This is a genomic window from Caballeronia sp. TF1N1 (assembly GCF_022878925.1).
GTDB lineage: Bacteria > Pseudomonadota > Gammaproteobacteria > Burkholderiales > Burkholderiaceae > Caballeronia.
In genome coordinates, this window is sequence record NZ_CP084628.1 from 504,721 (window position 1) to 521,438 (window position 16,718).

General features: G+C 61.2%; 17 protein-coding genes. 11 read left to right on the top strand and 6 right to left on the bottom strand.

All coding sequences use genetic code 11. From position 1 onward, the window contains the following. Nucleotides 1-50: 50 nt before the first annotated feature. The 3 genes from LDZ28_RS23050 to LDZ28_RS23060 form a co-directional block, all read right to left on the bottom strand. Nucleotides 51-1,019, bottom strand: coding sequence for a sulfonate ABC transporter substrate-binding protein (locus tag LDZ28_RS23050; protein WP_244830919.1), 969 nt, complete (start codon nt 1,017-1,019; stop codon nt 51-53). Nucleotides 1,020-1,227: 208 nt separating this feature from the next. Beyond that, entirely contained in the window at nt 1,228-2,565 is a 1,338-nt protein-coding gene (locus tag LDZ28_RS23055; protein ID WP_244830920.1) for an LLM class flavin-dependent oxidoreductase, read from the bottom strand. A 116-nt stretch (nt 2,566-2,681) separates the two neighbouring features. Continuing rightward, nucleotides 2,682-2,942 carry a hypothetical protein gene (locus LDZ28_RS23060; protein ID WP_244830921.1) on the bottom strand — a complete coding sequence of 87 codons (261 nt, stop codon included), beginning with the start codon at nt 2,940-2,942 and terminating at the stop codon, nt 2,682-2,684. Between the two features lie 227 nt (nt 2,943-3,169). Here LDZ28_RS23060 and LDZ28_RS23065 point away from each other — a divergent pair, with 227 nt between their 5' ends. After that, nucleotides 3,170-3,997 carry a MetQ/NlpA family lipoprotein gene (locus LDZ28_RS23065; RefSeq protein WP_244830922.1) on the top strand — a complete coding sequence of 276 codons (828 nt, stop codon included), beginning with the start codon at nt 3,170-3,172 and terminating at the stop codon, nt 3,995-3,997. Nucleotides 3,998-4,070: 73 nt separating this feature from the next. Here the strand turns inward: LDZ28_RS23065 and LDZ28_RS23070 are convergent, their stop codons facing one another. Beyond that, a complete protein-coding gene (locus LDZ28_RS23070; RefSeq protein WP_244830923.1) occupies nt 4,071-5,411 on the bottom strand; it encodes an LLM class flavin-dependent oxidoreductase in 1,341 nt (446 codons plus the stop codon). Nucleotides 5,412-5,524: 113 nt separating this feature from the next. Further along, a complete protein-coding gene (locus tag LDZ28_RS23075) occupies nt 5,525-6,883 on the bottom strand; it encodes an LLM class flavin-dependent oxidoreductase (RefSeq protein WP_244830924.1) in 1,359 nt (452 codons plus the stop codon). 429 nt (nt 6,884-7,312) lie between these two features. Between LDZ28_RS23075 and LDZ28_RS23080 the strand changes: the two genes are divergently transcribed. From LDZ28_RS23080 to LDZ28_RS23100, 6 genes are all read left to right on the top strand, one after another. Beyond that, nucleotides 7,313-8,704 (top strand): cytochrome ubiquinol oxidase subunit I, encoded by a 1,392-nt coding sequence (locus tag LDZ28_RS23080; protein WP_244830925.1) that lies wholly within the window; start codon nt 7,313-7,315, stop codon nt 8,702-8,704. A 34-nt stretch (nt 8,705-8,738) separates the two neighbouring features. Further along, nucleotides 8,739-9,737 (top strand): cytochrome d ubiquinol oxidase subunit II, encoded by a 999-nt coding sequence (gene cydB / locus LDZ28_RS23085; protein ID WP_244830926.1) that lies wholly within the window; start codon nt 8,739-8,741, stop codon nt 9,735-9,737. A gap of 22 nt (nt 9,738-9,759) precedes the next feature. Continuing rightward, entirely contained in the window at nt 9,760-9,885 is a 126-nt protein-coding gene (locus tag LDZ28_RS32725) for a hypothetical protein (protein ID WP_255784860.1), read from the top strand. Between the two features lie 152 nt (nt 9,886-10,037). Continuing rightward, nucleotides 10,038-11,573 (top strand): cryptochrome/photolyase family protein, encoded by a 1,536-nt coding sequence (locus LDZ28_RS23090; RefSeq protein WP_244830927.1) that lies wholly within the window; start codon nt 10,038-10,040, stop codon nt 11,571-11,573. A 67-nt stretch (nt 11,574-11,640) separates the two neighbouring features. Continuing rightward, nucleotides 11,641-11,946 (top strand): DUF4148 domain-containing protein, encoded by a 306-nt coding sequence (locus tag LDZ28_RS23095; RefSeq protein ID WP_244830928.1) that lies wholly within the window; start codon nt 11,641-11,643, stop codon nt 11,944-11,946. A 71-nt stretch (nt 11,947-12,017) separates the two neighbouring features. Then, complete coding sequence (locus LDZ28_RS23100) at nt 12,018-12,416, top strand: FKBP-type peptidyl-prolyl cis-trans isomerase (protein WP_244830929.1); 399 nt, start codon at nt 12,018-12,020, stop codon at nt 12,414-12,416. A gap of 89 nt (nt 12,417-12,505) precedes the next feature. On the opposite strand, the gene LDZ28_RS23105 is transcribed toward LDZ28_RS23100, so the two are convergent. Then, a complete protein-coding gene (locus tag LDZ28_RS23105; RefSeq protein WP_244830930.1) occupies nt 12,506-13,048 on the bottom strand; it encodes a carbonic anhydrase in 543 nt (180 codons plus the stop codon). A 269-nt stretch (nt 13,049-13,317) separates the two neighbouring features. Here LDZ28_RS23105 and LDZ28_RS23110 point away from each other — a divergent pair, with 269 nt between their 5' ends. From LDZ28_RS23110 to LDZ28_RS23125, 4 genes are all read left to right on the top strand, one after another. Next, nucleotides 13,318-14,265 carry a GlxA family transcriptional regulator gene (locus LDZ28_RS23110; RefSeq protein WP_244830931.1) on the top strand — a complete coding sequence of 316 codons (948 nt, stop codon included), beginning with the start codon at nt 13,318-13,320 and terminating at the stop codon, nt 14,263-14,265. Between the two features lie 234 nt (nt 14,266-14,499). Next, a complete protein-coding gene (locus tag LDZ28_RS23115; RefSeq protein ID WP_244830932.1) occupies nt 14,500-14,991 on the top strand; it encodes a polyhydroxyalkanoate granule-associated phasin in 492 nt (163 codons plus the stop codon). Nucleotides 14,992-15,068: 77 nt separating this feature from the next. Then, nucleotides 15,069-15,869 carry a class I SAM-dependent methyltransferase gene (locus tag LDZ28_RS23120; protein WP_244830933.1) on the top strand — a complete coding sequence of 267 codons (801 nt, stop codon included), beginning with the start codon at nt 15,069-15,071 and terminating at the stop codon, nt 15,867-15,869. A 482-nt stretch (nt 15,870-16,351) separates the two neighbouring features. Next, complete coding sequence (locus tag LDZ28_RS23125; protein WP_244830934.1) at nt 16,352-16,543, top strand: hypothetical protein; 192 nt, start codon at nt 16,352-16,354, stop codon at nt 16,541-16,543. The last annotated feature ends 175 nt before the right edge of the window (nt 16,544-16,718 follow it).

Sequence of the window (16,718 nt, forward strand, 5' to 3'; positions counted from 1 at the left end):
GATTCGCGCTAAGAATGTGCGCGAAACTGCTAACCCGAATTTACTGAGAATTACGCGACGTTCCAGCGCGCTTCGGTGACGTCGAGCTTCTTCGGAATGAGCTTGAGGTTGCTGAAAACGTCGGCGATCTGCTGCTGATATTCGAGCGTTGCAGGCGCGACGCTCTGCACGCCGTAAGCCGTCCGTTTCAGCGCGACTTCGAGAATGCCCGCATCGAGACCGACGAGGGGCGCGAGTTGCGTGGCGACGGCAGGGATGTTGTCGCGCGCCCAGCGATCGACCAGATCCAGTTCTTCGAGCACGGCACGCACGAGTTGCGGTTGCGCGGTGGCGAACTTGCGCGTGGCGAGGTAGTACTGGATGTTGCGCACGAGGTTCGTGCCATCGGTGATTTGACGTGCGTTCGCCTGCTTCTCGGCGGCGGCGAGATACGGGTCCCAGATCGCCCATGCATCGACGCTGCCTTGCACGAAGGCGGCGCGTGCATCGGCGGGGGCGAGATAGATGGGCTGGATATCCGTGTAGGCCAAACCCGCTTTCTTGAGCGCTTCCACGAGCAGATAGTGAACGTTGGAGCCTTTGTTCAGCACGACTTTCTTGCCGCGCAGCTCGGCCACCGTTCGAATGGGCGAATCCTTCGGCACGACGATGGCTTCGGCGCGCGGCGCGGATGGCTCGTTGCCGACATAGACGAAATCGACACCCGCGGCTTGCGCGAAGATCGGCGGCGTTTCACCGACGGTGCCGATATCCACCGCGCCCGCGTTGAGCCCTTCGAGAAATTGCGGACCAGCGGGAAATTCGAGCCATTGCACGGTGACGCCTTGCGCCGCAAGCCGCTTGTCGAGCGTGCCGCGTGCCTTCAACACCACGAAGTTGCCGTACTTCTGATAGCCGATGCGCAAGGTCTTGCCTGCATCGGCGGCAAAGAGGCGGCTCGACGCGACGGCGCCTGCGCTGACGGCGGCCAGTTGCGCGAGCGCACGCCGGCGCGACAGCGAGAGAGAACGATCGGACATGCGGAGTTCCTTGGGATAGGGTCGTAAAGCCGAGGCAGACAGGCGCCAGAACGTCTTCAGAAAAGACGTCTATAGCCATCAATCCCTACTATGCGAGACGCGCGCCAAAAGCGGAACCAAGCAAATGTCATTTGCAAATGAATACGCCGTGACGCGGCTAGGCGCACGGCGCATATAAGGCGGTGGACATGCGTGTGTGCGAATAAGCTTATGCGTTATTCACGGGGAAAAAGCGATTGCCGGGTCTTGGTAAGCCGAAGTGCTCGCGCAACGTGTTGCCTTCATACGCGCGCCGAAAAATGCCACGCCGCTGCAATTCCGGCACCACCTTGTCGACGAAATCGTCGAGACCCGCGGGCAGATACGGGAACATCACATTGAAGCCGTCGCTGCCTTCCTCGGCGAGCCACTGCTCCATTTCATCGGCGATATCGGTTGCCGTGCCGATCATCTGCAAGCCCGAAAAGCCGCCCGCGCGTTGCGCCAGTTGCCGGATGGTCAGCCCTTCCGTGCGCGCCATTTCGACCACGCGTTCGCGCGCGCTCTTGCTCGCATTGGTCTCGGGAATCTCGGGCAACGGACCATCGGGATCGAACGAGGAGACATCGTGACCGAGCGCGATGGAAAGCGAAGCGATACCGCTTTCGTAATGCACGAAGGTATCGAGCAATGCGCGCTTCTCGCGTGCTTCCTCGCGCGAGTCGCCTACCACGACGAACGCGCCGGGAAGAATCTTCAGATGCTCGCGCGGGCGGCCGAGTGCATCGAGCCGGCTCTTTACATCCGCAAAAAAACGCTTGCCCGCGGCCAGATTCGGTTGCGAGGTGAAGACCGCGTCGGCGGTTTCAGCCGCAAGCTGCTTGCCCGCTTCCGATGATCCGGCCTGCACGACGATCGGCCAGCCTTGCACCGGCCGCGCGATGTTCAACGGGCCGCGCACCGACAGATATTCACCCTTGTGACCGAGCACGTGAAGTTTGGCGGGATCGAAGAAGAGGCCGCTTTCGGTATCGCGCACGAACGCGTCGTCGGCCCAGCTGTCCCACAGGCCCGTGACGACATCGTAGAACTCGCGCGCGCGGCGATAGCGCTCGTCGTGCTCCATGTGATCCTCGCGGCCGAAGTTCAATGCGGCATCCGGGTTCGACGTGGTCACGAGGTTCCATCCGGCGCGTCCGTCGCTCAAGTGATCGAGCGAGGCAAAGCGCCGCGCGATGTGATACGGCTCGTCGAATGTCGTCGATGCCGTCGCGACCAGCCCGATCTTCTCCGTCACCGAAGCCAGCGCGGAAAGCAGCGTGAACGGCTCGAAGGATGTCGCGGTGTGGCTGCGTTTGAGCGCGTCCACGGGCATGTTGAGCACGGCGAGGTGATCGGCCATGAAGAATGCGTCGAAACAGGCGCTCTCAAGCTTTTGCACGAACTGCTTGAGATGGCGGAGATTGAAGTTGGCATCCGCATACGCGCCGGGAAAACGCCACGCGCCGGTATGCAGGCTCACCGGCCGCATGAATGCGCCGAGATGCAGTTGTCGGGAAAGGGTCATGTGAAAATCGGTTCGAGTCCAGGTCAGCGCTTACGTTACTTCAGGCATGCAAACGTTGCTTGGATCGACGATGAACCGACGCGCCGGAATCGTGGCGCGTCGATGCGGATGCGGATTTAGTGCGGCGGAAGATCGGCGGGCGACTGAAATAGATCGACCGTATAGCCCATGTTGAAGTAGCCCGCGCGCGCATAGAGCGCGATGTGTTCGAGCCGGTCGGCGCGCGTGCTTTCGTCGTCGGGCAGCTCGATTACGCTCGTGGCATTGCAGCCGCATGCGGCGCGCGCGCGTTCCAGCGAACGCAATTGCCAGCGCTCACGCATGCGTCCGGCGGGCGCGTAGATGGCTTGGAGATAGTGCGACAGGAACTGCGGCATGGCTCATCCCCTTCAAATGGTGAATGAATCAAATCTAGGCCGCCCGCAACGCTTTCACAAACAAGGTTTTCTGCAAAGCAATACACCGCCTGCATGCCTTATATAGCGCTCAAACCGCCCGTCACGGCAAACGAAAAGGCGCTATATCGATAGCGCTCGATATTATTTGTCGCGAGGCGCTGCCGCCTCTAGCATCACGTCTCTCCCAACTTATCAGCTTTTGCCCCATGAAAATAAAGTCGCCGATAAAAACCGCGCTGTTTTCCCTGCTGCTTGCATGCGGCGTGATGAGCGCCGCACCGTCGTTCGCGGCGAATCAGACGGTGCGCGTGGGCATCATGTCGGGCGAGGACGAGGATGTCTGGCGCACGGTAGCGGCCAACGCAGCCAAACAGGGCCTGACGGTGAAGGTCACCACTTTCGCGGATTACACCCAGCCGAACGAAGCGCTCGCGCAACACGATCTCGACGCCAACTCGTTCCAGCACAAGCCTTATCTCGATGCGCAGATTCAGGCGCGCCACTACGACATCGTGCCGGTCGGCTTCACTTACGTGCAGCCTATCGGCCTCTATTCGCGCAAGGTGAAGTCGGTCGCCGCGCTGCCGCAGAACGCAACCATCGCCGTGCCGAATGATCCGAGCAATGAAGGCCGTGCGCTCTTGCTGCTGCAGGCGAACGGCGTCATCAAGCTGCGCGACAACGTCGGGTTGCTGCCGACGGCGCGTGACATTGCCGACAATCCGAAGCACGTGCAGATCATGGAACTCGATGCGGGCATCGTTGGCCGCGCGATCGGCGACGTGGACGCTGCCGTGGTGAACACCGACTGGGCCATCAAAGCGGGCATTCAAATTCCGCAGGAACGCATTGCGCAGGAGAAAGTGCCGGGCAATCCGTATCGCAACTTTCTGGCGGTGAACGCGAAAGATGCACAGGCGCCGTGGGTCAAGACGCTGCAGACGAGTTATCAGCAGGCCAACGTCGCCGCGACGATCCTGAAGGTGTATCACGGTGCGACCTTGCCAGCATGGGACGGCGCGCCGCAGAAGTAATGCGCGTGTGATGTAAGCGACGACGCCCGGCATGACCGCCGGGCGTTGATCGACTGAGCGCTGTCTAACTCGCCTAAACCGCCTCTTCCACTCGATACCCGGCCGGCACATCGAGCCCGAGATGCCCGCGCAAGGTAGTCCCTTCGTAAGCGCGTCGGAAGATTCCGCGCTTTTGCAGAATGGGCACGACGCCATCGACGAATGCTTCGAGCCCGCCCGGCAACGCGTCGGGCATGAGGTTGAAGCCATCGGCGGCGCCGTTCTCGAACCAGTGCGCGATGTCCTCGGCAACCTGTTCGGGCGTCCCGACAATCACGCGATGCCCGCCGCCGCCCGCCAACGCGCGGATGAGTTCGCGCACCGTATAGCCATGCGCGCGCGCCTGCGCGATGGTCGCGTGAAAGAACGTGTGATTACCGTTGCCGTTGTTGGGCAGCGTGAGATTCTCGGGAAGATGCTCGTCGAGCGAGAGCGAATCGGCCGGAATGCCGAGCGTGCCGGCAATCCGGTTCAGGCTGTAGCGCCATGGAATGAGATCGACGAGTTCATCGCGACGGCGGATGGCTTCGGCCTGCGTCGCGCCGATGATCGTCGTGAGACCTGCGAGCACTTTCACCGCATGCGGCCCGCGTCCGTAACGCGCCGCACGCGCGTTCAGATCCTCGCGATACGCCTTCGATTCGTCGAATGATTGCGACGCCGAGAACACCGCTTCCGCATGACGCGCCGCGAGATCACGCCCGTCGCCGGATGCGCCCGCCTGCACGAGCACCGGATGCCCTTGCTTCGAGCGCGGCAGATTGAGCGCGCCTTGCACCGCGAAGAAGCGTCCGCGATGCGCGGCGGGATGCAGCTTGCCGAGATCGACGAACTGGCCGGTCGCTTTGTCGGCAACGAGCGCATCGTCCTCCCAGCTATTCCACAACGTCTTCACGAGCGTGGCGAACTCTTCCGCGCGCGCATAGCGTTCGGCGTGATCCGGGACGGCTTCCAGCCCGAAGTTGCGTGCCGAAGGCAGATCGGCCGTCGTTACCATGTTCCAGCCCGCGCGGCCGCCGCTGATCAGATCGAGCGTGGCGAAGCGCCGCGCAAGGTTGAACGGCTCGTTGTAACTCGTGGATGCCGTCGCGATCAGCCCGATATGCTTCGTCGCGGCCGCGACGCTCGCGAGCAGCAGCGTGGGTTCGAGCGCCGTGATCGGGCGCATGTCGAGTTGGTCGGTGATCGCGGCGCTATCGGCGAGGAAGATCGCGTCGAGACAGCCACGCTCCGCGATCTGCGCGAGACGCACGTAATGATCGATATCGATGAAGGCGCGCGGATCGGCGTCGGCCAGACGCCATGCGGAAGGCACGAAGCCGGAATGAAGCGCATTGATGTTCAGATGCAACTGGCGCGGGGCTTCGCCGCTCATGGGTGACACTCCGGGAAAAGTCGGACCTTCGATTGTCCGATGCGAACCGGGTGCCGCGCCACGAACAATTTCGTGGATTCAAATTCGCTGGGGCGCTAAGGGACGAGCGGCATTTATCGATAGCTCGCGCCGACGTGCGGCGCTTGCAGATAGGCGCCGTTGCCAAACAGCTTCTCGCGCAGGGTGCCTTCTGCATATTCGGTCTTGTACGCACCGCGCCTTTGCAATTCGGGCACGAGATATTCGACGATATCGTGGAACGTGCGCGGCGAATCTACCCACGCGAGATTGAAGCCGTCGATATCCGTTTCTTCCGCGAGCGCCTGCAATTCGTCGGCAACCTGAGCCGCATCGCCGACCACGACCGCGCCGCGTCCGCCGATCGTCACGAACTCCACCGCATCGCGCACGGTCCACACGCGTTCCGGGTCCAGCTTGCTGAACGATGCAAGTGCGGACTGGCCGGCATCGGTATCGACGTAAGCGAGGGTATCGTCGGGCTTATAGCGCGAAAGATCGATGCCCGTCCAGCCGGATAACAACGCCAGGGCACCTTCGTAACTCGCGCGCGCCTGATACGCGGCATAGCGTGCCTGCGCGCGTTCGGCGGTTTCATCGACGATCACGGTCAGCATGGCGAACAGCAATGCGCTGTCCGGTGCGCGGCCCGCTTCCGTGAGCGCGCTGCGGATGGACTGCGCCGACTTGCGCAAGCCATTGCGCGTGGGCGCGCCGAGAAAGATGCATTCCGCATGCTTGGCCGCGAATGCCGTGCCGCGCGTCGATCCGCCCGCCTGGAACAGAAGCGGCGTGCGCTGCGGCGAAGGCTCGCACTGAAAAATGCCTTCGCTTTCGAAGTAGCGGCCCTTGTGTGTGATCTTGCGCACGCGCGCGGGGTCGGCGTAGATGCCGCGTTCGGCATCGCGCAACAATGCGCCTTCTTGCCAGCTTCCTTCCCAAAGTTTGTAGCAGACTTCGAGAAACTCATCGGCGCGATCGTAGCGTTCGTCATGGGCGCGCAGTTCCGTCTGCCCGAGACTCAACGCGCCGCTTTGCAGATACGACGTCACCACATTCCATGCGACGCGTCCCCGGCTCAACTGATCGAGCGTCGTGAAGCGCCGCGCCAGCAGATACGGCGCTTCATAAGCCACCGATACCGTCACGCCGAAGCCCAAGTGCTCGGTCGCGTGCGCCATCAAGGGAATCAGCGGCACGGGGTCGTTCATCGGCACCTGGGCGGCGGTGCGCAACGCGGCGGCGGGACTGTCGCCGTAGACATCGTAGATGCCGGTGACATCGCCGAGAAAGAGGCCGTCGAAAAAGCCCTCTTCCAGCACCTTTGCAAGCTCGACCCAATAGCGGGTGTCGAGATAGCCGACTGAATCGTCTGCAGGCGCTGTCCACTGACCGGGCGCGAGATGCCCCACGCAATTCATCATGAAGGCATTGAACCGGATCTGGCGAGGCATAATCGACTTGGCTGGACGCGTGAAAACCTTCGAGTCTAGTCATTTGATCGCGCTTGGAGAAAGGCCGTATCGTCATGCGCTTATTACCGTCGGAAGAATATGCAAAGCGTGGATGCATCTATAAGCGGCATCCATGAGGCTGACCCGCCGTCTTGCTCCGACGAACCCGCGCATTTCAGATTCGCACGCTATTTGTCTTCCCGCCCGCGCGCCAGCGGCATGTCGCCCTTTCGCTATACATACGTATAAATGCCGAAGGTGTTTGCAGAAGCCATGATGTCGTCAGATTGACACCGGCCCGTCAGGCGTTTCCAAGAAGCGAACGCCCCGGCCCGATGACGTGGCCCGTGATTCGCCATGCGCGGATCACGGTTCGATGAACCGCGCCAAGGTCCGCCGGGCTAGCGCGCAGCCTTGGTGGATGCTCCGATGAATCTCGACGCTCTCGACCTTTCGCGCCTTCAGTTCGCCTTCACGGTCTCGTTTCACATCATCTTTCCGGCATTGAGCATCGGGCTTGCGAGTTTCATCGCCGTGCTCGAAGGCTGCTATCTCAAGACCGGCAAGCCGCATTACAAGGTGCTTTGTCTCTACTGGTCGCGCATCTTCGCCGTGGGCTTCGGCATGGGCGTGGTGTCGGGCGTGGTCATGGCCTATGAGTTCGGCACCAACTGGTCGGGCTTCGCACGCTTTGCCGGACCCATCACCGGTCCCTTGCTCACCTATGAAGTCATGACCGCCTTCTTTCTCGAAGCGGGCTTTCTCGGCATCATGCTGTTCGGCTGGGAGAAGGTCGGCCCGAAGGCGCATTTCGGCGCGACGATCATGGTGGCGATCGGCACGCTGATCTCCACGTTCTGGATTCTCTCGTCCAATAGCTGGATGCAGACGCCGCAAGGCTTCAGGATCGAGAACGGACACGTGGTTCCGGTCGACTGGTTCGCCATCGTGTTCAACCCGTCGTTCCCGTATCGGCTCGCGCATATGACGCTTGCGGCGTTCATCGTCGCCGCGCTCGTGGTTCTGGCAACGGGCGCATGGCATCTGCTGCGCGGCAGGCGCGACGCGGAAACGCGAACCATGGTGTCGATGGCGCTCTGGCTGCTGCTTGTGCTCGCGCCGGTTCAGGCGCTCGTGGGCGACCAGCACGGTCTCAACACGCGGCGCTATCAGCCCGCGAAGATCGCGGCGATAGAAGGCCTTTGGCAAACCGAGAAAGGCGGCACGGCGCTCAATCTCATCGGCTTTCCCGATATGAACGCGGAAGTCACGCGTCATGCGATCCAGATCCCGCATCTCGGCAGCTTGATTCTCACGCATAGCTGGGACGGCGAGATTCGCGGGCTCAAGGACTTTCCCAAAGCGGACCGGCCGAATTCGTCGCTGATCTTCTGGACCTTCCGCGTGATGGCCGGTCTCGGCATGCTGATGATTCTCGTCGCCGTGACGGGTAATCTGCTCAGGCGCGGCGGACGCTTATTCGAAGCGCGCTGGTTCCAGTGGACCGCCGTCCTGATGGGCCCGACTGGTTTCATCTCGCTGCTCGCCGGATGGATCACGACGGAAGCGGGCCGCCAGCCCTGGGTGGTCTATGGCGTGTTGCGCACCTCCGATGCAGTCTCGCCCATCACCCAGGCTTCCGCCGGGCTTTCCCTGCTGCTGTTCGTGCTGGTGTATTGCCTCGTCTTCGGCATCGGGCTCTACTACATCTTCCGCATGATCGGCCAGGGACCGCAAGGAACGCCGCCGCTGCCTGCCGACGCCACGCGCGATCCCACCGAAGCCACGGGCCGCCGCCCCTTCTCCGCCGTCTCGCGCTAACCGTGCGGCACGCCAAATCACGTGAGGTGACGACATGGATCTGACAATCGTTTGGGCTGCGATCATCGCCGCAGGCATCTTCATCTACGTGGCGCTCGATGGCTTCGACCTCGGCGTCGGCATGATCTTCCCGTTCTTTCCCGACGATGCCGAACGCGACCTGATGATGCACAGCATCGCGCCGATATGGGACGGCAACGAAACCTGGCTCGTGCTCGGCGGCGCCGCGTTGTTCGCGGCCTTTCCGCTTGCGTATTCGATCGCGCTGTCGGGGCTTTACCTGCCGATCATCTTCATGCTGGTGTGTCTGATCTTTCGGGGCGTGAGCTTCGAAGTGCGCGCCAAGGCAACGCGCACGAAAAATATCTGGAACCTGTTCTTTATCTGCGGCTCGGCTGGCGCGAGCTTTTTTCAGGGCGTGATTCTGGGTGCCTATCTGCACGGCATACCCGTGAGCCAGAACGCATTCTCGGGCGACCCGTTCTTCTGGATCGCACCTTTTCCGTTTCTCACAGGGCTTGGTCTCACATGCACCTATGCGCTGCTGGGCGCGGGTTATCTCGTCCTCAAGACGGATGGCGATCTGCAACGACGCATGCGCGCGCTCATCCTTCCGCTCACGGCCGTGCTGCTTGCGTTCATCGCGGTCATATCCGTGTGGACGCCGCTCACCGATGCGCGCATCGCCGAACGCTGGTTTCATTCGTCGTTTCATCTCTGGCTGTATCTGGTGCCGGTCGCGGTGGTGCTGACGGCGGTCGCCATGTACTTCGCGATCAAGCGCGAGTCAGAGGCCGGTCCGCTCGCTATCGCGCTGCTGCTCGTGTTCCTGGGATATATCGGGCTGCTCTTGAGCGTGTGGCCTTATGCGTTGCCGGGCAGCGTGACCTTATGGGAGGCGGCATCGCCGGAAACGAGTCAGGCGTTCACGCTCGTGGGTGCGGTCGTCATCATCCCGATCATTCTGGCTTATACGACGGTGGGCTACTGGGTGTTCCGGGGCAAAGTGAAGCCCGGCTCGGCTTATCACTAATCTCGTGCGGAGGATGACGCTTATGAAACCGAGCCCGGCACTCCGCCGCTTTCTCTGGTTCGTACTGCTCTGGTGCGTGGGTGTGGCGGGTACCGCGCTCATTACTTACCCGTTCCACTATCTGGCCGTCAAGGCGATGGGGCATTGACCGAGGCGACGTTCTCGCGCAAAGAGCATCGACAAAACGTCCACACGCAGGCGTATTCGCGTTGCCAAAGCGGCGATCCGGGTTGCGATGCACGGCGGGCGTCTGGATTGCTGGCATGAGGAGATTGTTGCCAAAATCTCCACGCCATTGCCATGACTACCTTGCGCCTGATTCTCGGCGATCAGTTGAACCCCGCGCATAGCTGGTTCGTCGAGCCCGACGCCACCGTGCATTACGTCATGATGGAGGTGCGTCAGGAGACGGATTACGTGCTGCATCACGCGCAAAAGATCATCGCCATCTTCGCGGCGATGCGCCGTTTCGCGGACGGTTTGCGTGAGGCTGGACATCGCGTTCACTATCTGAAGATCGACGATACGGCCAACGAGCACTCCGTTCCCGCGAATCTGGACGCGTTGATTGCGTCGCAGGGAATCGATCGCTTCGAGTATCAGGCACCCGACGAATGGCGGCTCGATCATCAGCTCGACGCGTATGCGAAGGCGCTGCCGATCGCCACGCAAATGGTCGACAGCGAACACTTCTTCACCGGGCGCCACGAAACGAAGCAGTTCTTCGACACCCACGGCAAGGGACAATGGCTGATGGAGCGGTTCTATCGGCATATGCGTACCCAGCATGGCGTGCTGATGGAAACGGAGCATCGGCCAGCAGGCGGCCAGTGGAATTACGATCACGACAATCGCCGCGCATGGCATGGCGAACCGCCGCCGCCCGAAGACCCTCGGCCGGTACATGACCATTCGAAGCTATGGCGCGATATCGTCGCCGCAGGCGTGAACAGCTTCGGCAATCCGCAGGCCGCGCGTATTCGCTGGCCGCTCGATCGTGCAGAAGCGCTTCAGCATCTCGCGCGCTTCATCGAGGAAGCCTTGCCGAACTTCGGCGCATGGCAGGACGCGATGAGCACGCACGAGCCGCGTCTCTTCCACTCGCAGCTTTCGTTCGCGCTCAACACGAAGATGCTCAACCCGCGCGAAGTGGTCGAAGCGGCTGAAGAGGCGTATCGTGCGCACCGTGCCGAATTGCCTTCGGTGGAAGGCTTCATTCGGCAGATCATCGGCTGGCGCGAATACATTCGCGGCGTGTACTGGGCGCAGATGCCGCGCTACGCAAGCAAGAACGTGTTCCGTCACAAGCGCGCGCTGCCGCAGTGGTTCTGGTCCGGCGACACTCGCATGCGTTGCCTGAAGCATGCGGTCGGCCAGTCGCTCGAAGAGGCGCACGCGCATCATATTCAACGGCTGATGATCATCGGCAATTTTGCGTTGCTCGCGGGTCTCTCCGTCCCCGAAGTCTGTGCGTGGTATCTCGGCGTTTATATCGATGCCTTCGAATGGGTCGAATTACCCAACACGCTAGGCATGAGCCAGTTTGCCGACGGCGGCTTGATGGCGAGCAAACCTTATGTTTCGAGCGCCGCGTACATCGACCGCATGAGCGACTACTGTAAAGGCTGCGCATACGACAGAAAAGGCCGCAACGGAGAAGACGCTTGTCCCTTCAACGCGCTCTACTGGGACTTTCTCGCGCGCAACGAGGCGACGCTCGGGCGTAATCATCGGCTTACGATGATCTATAAGCAGTTGAGCCGGATGCCCGATGAAGAACGCGCGGCCATAGCCACGAAAGCGCGTGCGCTGAAGGCGAATCTGGATTCGCTATGATGGCCCGCACGGTGTAACGTTGGCTGGCACGCAGCGCTTGAGAACTGGACTTCACTGGAGACATGACATGAAGCACTTGCCGAGATTCCGGCCTCTGATTTGCGCGACGGCCATCCTGCTCACCGGTTGCGCCACCAGCATGCAGAACGGCACGACGCATCTTAGCCCTGCACAGTGCCGCGATCTGACCGCGCTCAAGAACAATGCGCCGATCACATCCGAGCGCAATCGCAGCGAATTGGCGGCGCTGGAAACGGCGGGCTATCACCCGTCCATGTTTTTCGATCCGTATTACCCCGACGATCTGCAAGCGGCGCAACGTCAGGTGGATCGTTGGTATCAAGTGGAATGTCAGCCGATGCCGCCAAGCTGAAACGCCGCGTGCCGACTCGGGACGAGGGAACGCGCCCGATATAATCAGGTTTTGACAAACGAGGATCTCGCATGAAATTCGTCATTGCTTTGCTTGCTGCTTCGACTCTTGCATCGACTGCATTCGCTGCAAACCCGGTCGACAAGTTGCCGTCGGGTGTCGTCGTCGAACACATCAAGCAAGGAACGGGACCGCAACCTACGGCCGACGACGTCGTGCGCGTGAACTATCGCGGCACGCTCGCGAACGGCACCGAATTCGACGCGTCGGACAAGCACGGCGGCCCTGCCAGCTTCCCGCTCGGTCGCGTGATTCCCTGCTGGACGCAAGGCGTGCAGAAGATGAAAGTCGGCGGCAAGGCCAAGCTGACGTGCCCGGCAGCGACCGCTTACGGCGAACGCGGTATCGGCTCGATTCCGCCGAACAGCGATCTCACTTTCGAGATCGAGTTGCTTGGCATCGGAAAGTAAGCCGTTACCAGGATCGCTCAAAGGCGTGCTGCCTTGCCCGGAAGTCGTCCGGCAAGGCAGCATGCCAGGGCGCTCGCGGCACCGGTCAATCAGGCAGCCGCTTCACGCAACGGCGCCGGCGGAACAACCGTTTCGACACGACCGGTCGTTACGTCATAGACCAAACCCGACGCCACTAGATCATCCGGCAACGTCGTATTGGCCTTGAGCGCCGCGACGTCCAGCGCGACTGCCTGGTAGGGCTCGGTAATGGCAAGGGCATCGAGCGCGGAAGGCTCGACGTCGAGATACTGCGCAAGCAGCGCAGGCGCATGCCGATGGCATCCGATGATTCCGCAATCCGTATGCTGAAGCAGCACGAGGTTGCGCCCGCCATTCGGGCGTCCGGCCGCACGCGCCACGACGCTCAGCACGGCCAGCGTTTCGAGCAATGATCGATTGAGACGCCCGCCCACGTTGCGAATCACCGCCGCTTCGCCTTGTTCCAGCCCAAGCACGGCGGCAGGATCGACACGCGGATCCACACAGCCAACGACAATCGTCCCCAGCGACGGCAGCATCTTCAGTTCAGGCTCGAACCGCGTTTGAACGAAGTGCGCGTTACGTTCCGCGATGAGATGGTTGAAGTCCATGTCCTTTCTCCTGGCGATCAGGGCAAATAGCCCGATGGTTGTATTCGGTGCGCGACGCCCGCTCGAGACAATACTTTTAGACCATGCCTTCGCGGCTTCAAAGGATCGCCACTATCTGCTCGGCTGCGGCCCGGGCGATTTGCGACGCAATGTTCGTCGTCTCACTCGATGCGAGCGGATGTGGAAATCGCTTGTACCTTAACGTTCCGCGCCGTTACGATCCATGTCGTAGTTGCCACCATTCAGGACATCACACGGCGGGACTAACCATGCATCGGATCGGTTTCATCGTGCCGCAAAGGTTTCAGATGATGAGTCTTGCGGCCTTGACGGCGTTCGAACTGGCGAACCTTCCGCCGACCGGCCCGTACTACGACATTCGTCTGTTGTCCGAACACGGTGGCTTGATCGAGTCGTCGGGAGGCATGACGCTTTCGACCGAGGCTTTCGGCGACCCGGCTTTCGACACTGTCATCGTCGGGTCGATCACCGAACTCAAAATGCCTTCATTCGATGCGAATCTGATTGCGTTCGTGCAAGCGGCGGCCAAGGCATCGAGACGGATTGCTTCCATTTGCAGCGGCGCTTTCGTGCTCGCCGAAGCGGGACTGTTGGACGGACGGCGCGCGACCATGCACTGGGCGCATGCACCCGAATTCAGGGCGCGTTTTGCGGACGTGACGACGGACGAGGACCGGATCTTCATCAACGATGGCCCGGTCTGGACCTCGGCCGGCATGACCGCCGGCATCGATCTCATTCTGGCGCTGATCGACAATGACCTCGGCCCGGATGCCGCGAAGCTCGTCGCCCGGCTTCTCGTGATGCATCAGCGTCGGCTCGGCGGGCAGAAGCAGCATTCCGCGTTGCTCGAGATGACGCCTAGGTCCGATCGTATCGAGTTGGTCGTCGCGCACATTCGCCGCAATCTGCGCAATCCACTCACGGTCGAGGAACTCGCGGCGGTGGCGAACCTTAGCCCGAGGCAATTCAGCCGAGCGTTCATGGCCGAAACGGGTCAGTCGCCGGCCAAGGCCGTTGAACAGATTCGGCTGGAAGCCGCGAGATTCATGATTGAGCAAGGGCGTCACACGATCAACGTGGTCGCCGATGAAACCGGCTTCGCCGACCGCGAACGCATGCGTCGCGCGTTCTTGCGGACCTTTGGCGTACCCGCCGATGTGCTGCGCAGGAACGCACGCAGCGAACTGCGTTGAAAACTAGCTGATCGTCGCTTATGAATGACCGTTCTTTTCATGCAGGCATCGCATTGCTCGACTAATAGCAGCGACATGTGCTTTTATGTTGCGTCGCAACATTTATCGGCCTATCATGGGCCTGTGCATTGCTCGCGGTTCCATTAGCCGCGCTCGCATCGTCAAGTTGCAGTCGACTATCGACAATCGTCAGTAGGCCATCCGCCTAGTTTCCACTATCAAAGGAGCGCCTACATGGCCGCATCTACGTCCGCTTCCCCCCTTCGCGACCTCTCGACCAGCTGGCTCGAAACGCTCTCCGACGCAAGCGAGATGTTCCGCGCGACCTCGCAGGTGGTGGGACATCGCACGGTCCGCATGGCGATGGCGGGACCGCTGCCGAGCGAGCGCGATCAAACCGAATTCAGCCTGATGAGCACCGAAAAGAAAGAAGCCGCGACGGAAGCGTTGCAAGCGCTCGGCTCCGGCTGTCTCACCCTTGCCATCACCCTCGCCGCCGACACGACGCGGCTCATCTGGGAAGCCTCTTCCGCGACTATCGCGCTGGCATCCAGCCAGACTGCATCACAATGGCTGGAGCGGCAGGCCGTTTTGCTTGGCGTCGTCAATAACGCGCCGATCAATCCGCTGCGTCTGGCCAATTCGGCCACGCACGTGATCCAGGAAACGCTTGCTCCCATTCACGACCGCGCGACAGCCAATGCCAAACGGCTAGGTGCCTTGTGAGCACCGCGACTGTCCCGCTACGGCGCCGACGTGCCGCCGCGCGCCAGTCGAAAAGCGGCGAAGCGAAGGCAGATATCGTGGTGAACCTTCAGGGCGTATCGGAAACGATGCTGTGGACGCTGTATGACCGCGCGTGCGAGGCCAGACGGCCGAACCCCGTGTTGTCCGATCCCGAGAGTTCCAGAATCTGCGCTGCGATCGATTATGACTTCGCGGGACGCTTCGGTGTCCCGGACGGCTCGTTCGCGGCACGCGCCGCCGAAATCGATCATCTGGTCTTGCGCTGGCTCGAAGATCATCCGAATGGCGTAGTCGCTTCGCTGGGCGAAGGCCTTGAAACTCAGGCACACCGTGTCGATAACGGCCGCATGAAGTGGCTCACCGTCGACCTTCCCGCTGCCATCGCGTTTCGGGAGAATTTTTTGCAGCCATCGAAGCGCTTTCGTCACATTGCGGCGAGCGCGCTCGATCCGCTGTGGGCAAAAGAGATCGATTCGGACGGCGATGTGCTGGTCGTCGCTCAAGGCTTGCTGATGTACCTCGACCCGGCGGCAGTGAAGCGCCTGTTCAACGATATCGCCGCGCGCTTTCCCAAAGCCCAGATGATCTTCGATGTCATACCGCAATGGTTTTCGTCGCTGACCATGTGGGGTGTGATGAAAACGCCGTACTACCGCTTACCGCCAATGCCGTGGGGCATCGATACCAACGACATCGAAGCTTGTCTGCGCGCGTGGTCACCGGGCATCGAATCGGTGAGCTTGCTCGAATACCGCGCGCCGCGTGGCTGGCCGAGGCTCGCGGACAACTTGATCCGCATGCATCCGGGCAGCGAAAAGTATCTGCCGTGTCTGGTGCATGTGACGCTGGGTCGGTAGGAGTATTTCACTTTCGCTTCGCTTCGGCGTACAGGTCGCGGGGCGCATGACTCGACACCTGAGTCGTTTTGCCAGTTCCAAACACCTTCCCAGGCAACCATCTTCCGTCTACCGATACTTCCTGTGCGCGTCTCCACGGGTGCTGTCGCAGTCCGCGCTGGCAATCGAACGAACCTCCCTCGCTCGTCTACCGCTTGGCCTGCAAGCCACGCAAGCCCTACCGCAAGTCCTACGCGTTCCCCATCGAGACCGCCTTTTTTGACATTCGGAACGATTCATGCTGATTGTTAAGGATCACCGAGGGTCGTGGTCAGGGGATGTCTCCTGACGCGGTGATTTCGCCGGGCAGAGAGTCGACAGACCCGCCATTGCGCGCCGCCCGTGGCAGGCCCGTCGCGGGTGCTTTTTGGCTTTTTTGCGAATACCTCGGGCGCCTTGCGATTGCGCTTGCAACAGACCTTCAACTGGAATCAAGGGACGACATGAACTACAAACCCATGCCTTCGGGTAATGCAGAGCAGCACCCCGCCGATAAAACCGATTCGCTGACTGACGACGAAGTCCAGGAAAAACTGGATAACGGCGACAGTGAGAAGATCGACTCGGTGCTCGACGATCTGGATGTCACGGACAGCCCGGAGCACAAGGATCAGGCAGACAAGCCGGCTACCTAAGGTACGACGTCGTAGAGCACGAGAGGCGCTCATTGAAACGCGGGCGCTCGATGTCGCGAATTGCGCGGCGCTTGAGCGTTGCCAAGCGTAAAGCACGGACCAAGCCGAAAATCGAGCGCAAACCGCTTGGCGGCAGCTTTGTCTTCGTGGCGGTGAGGCTTCGATGGCGTATCGA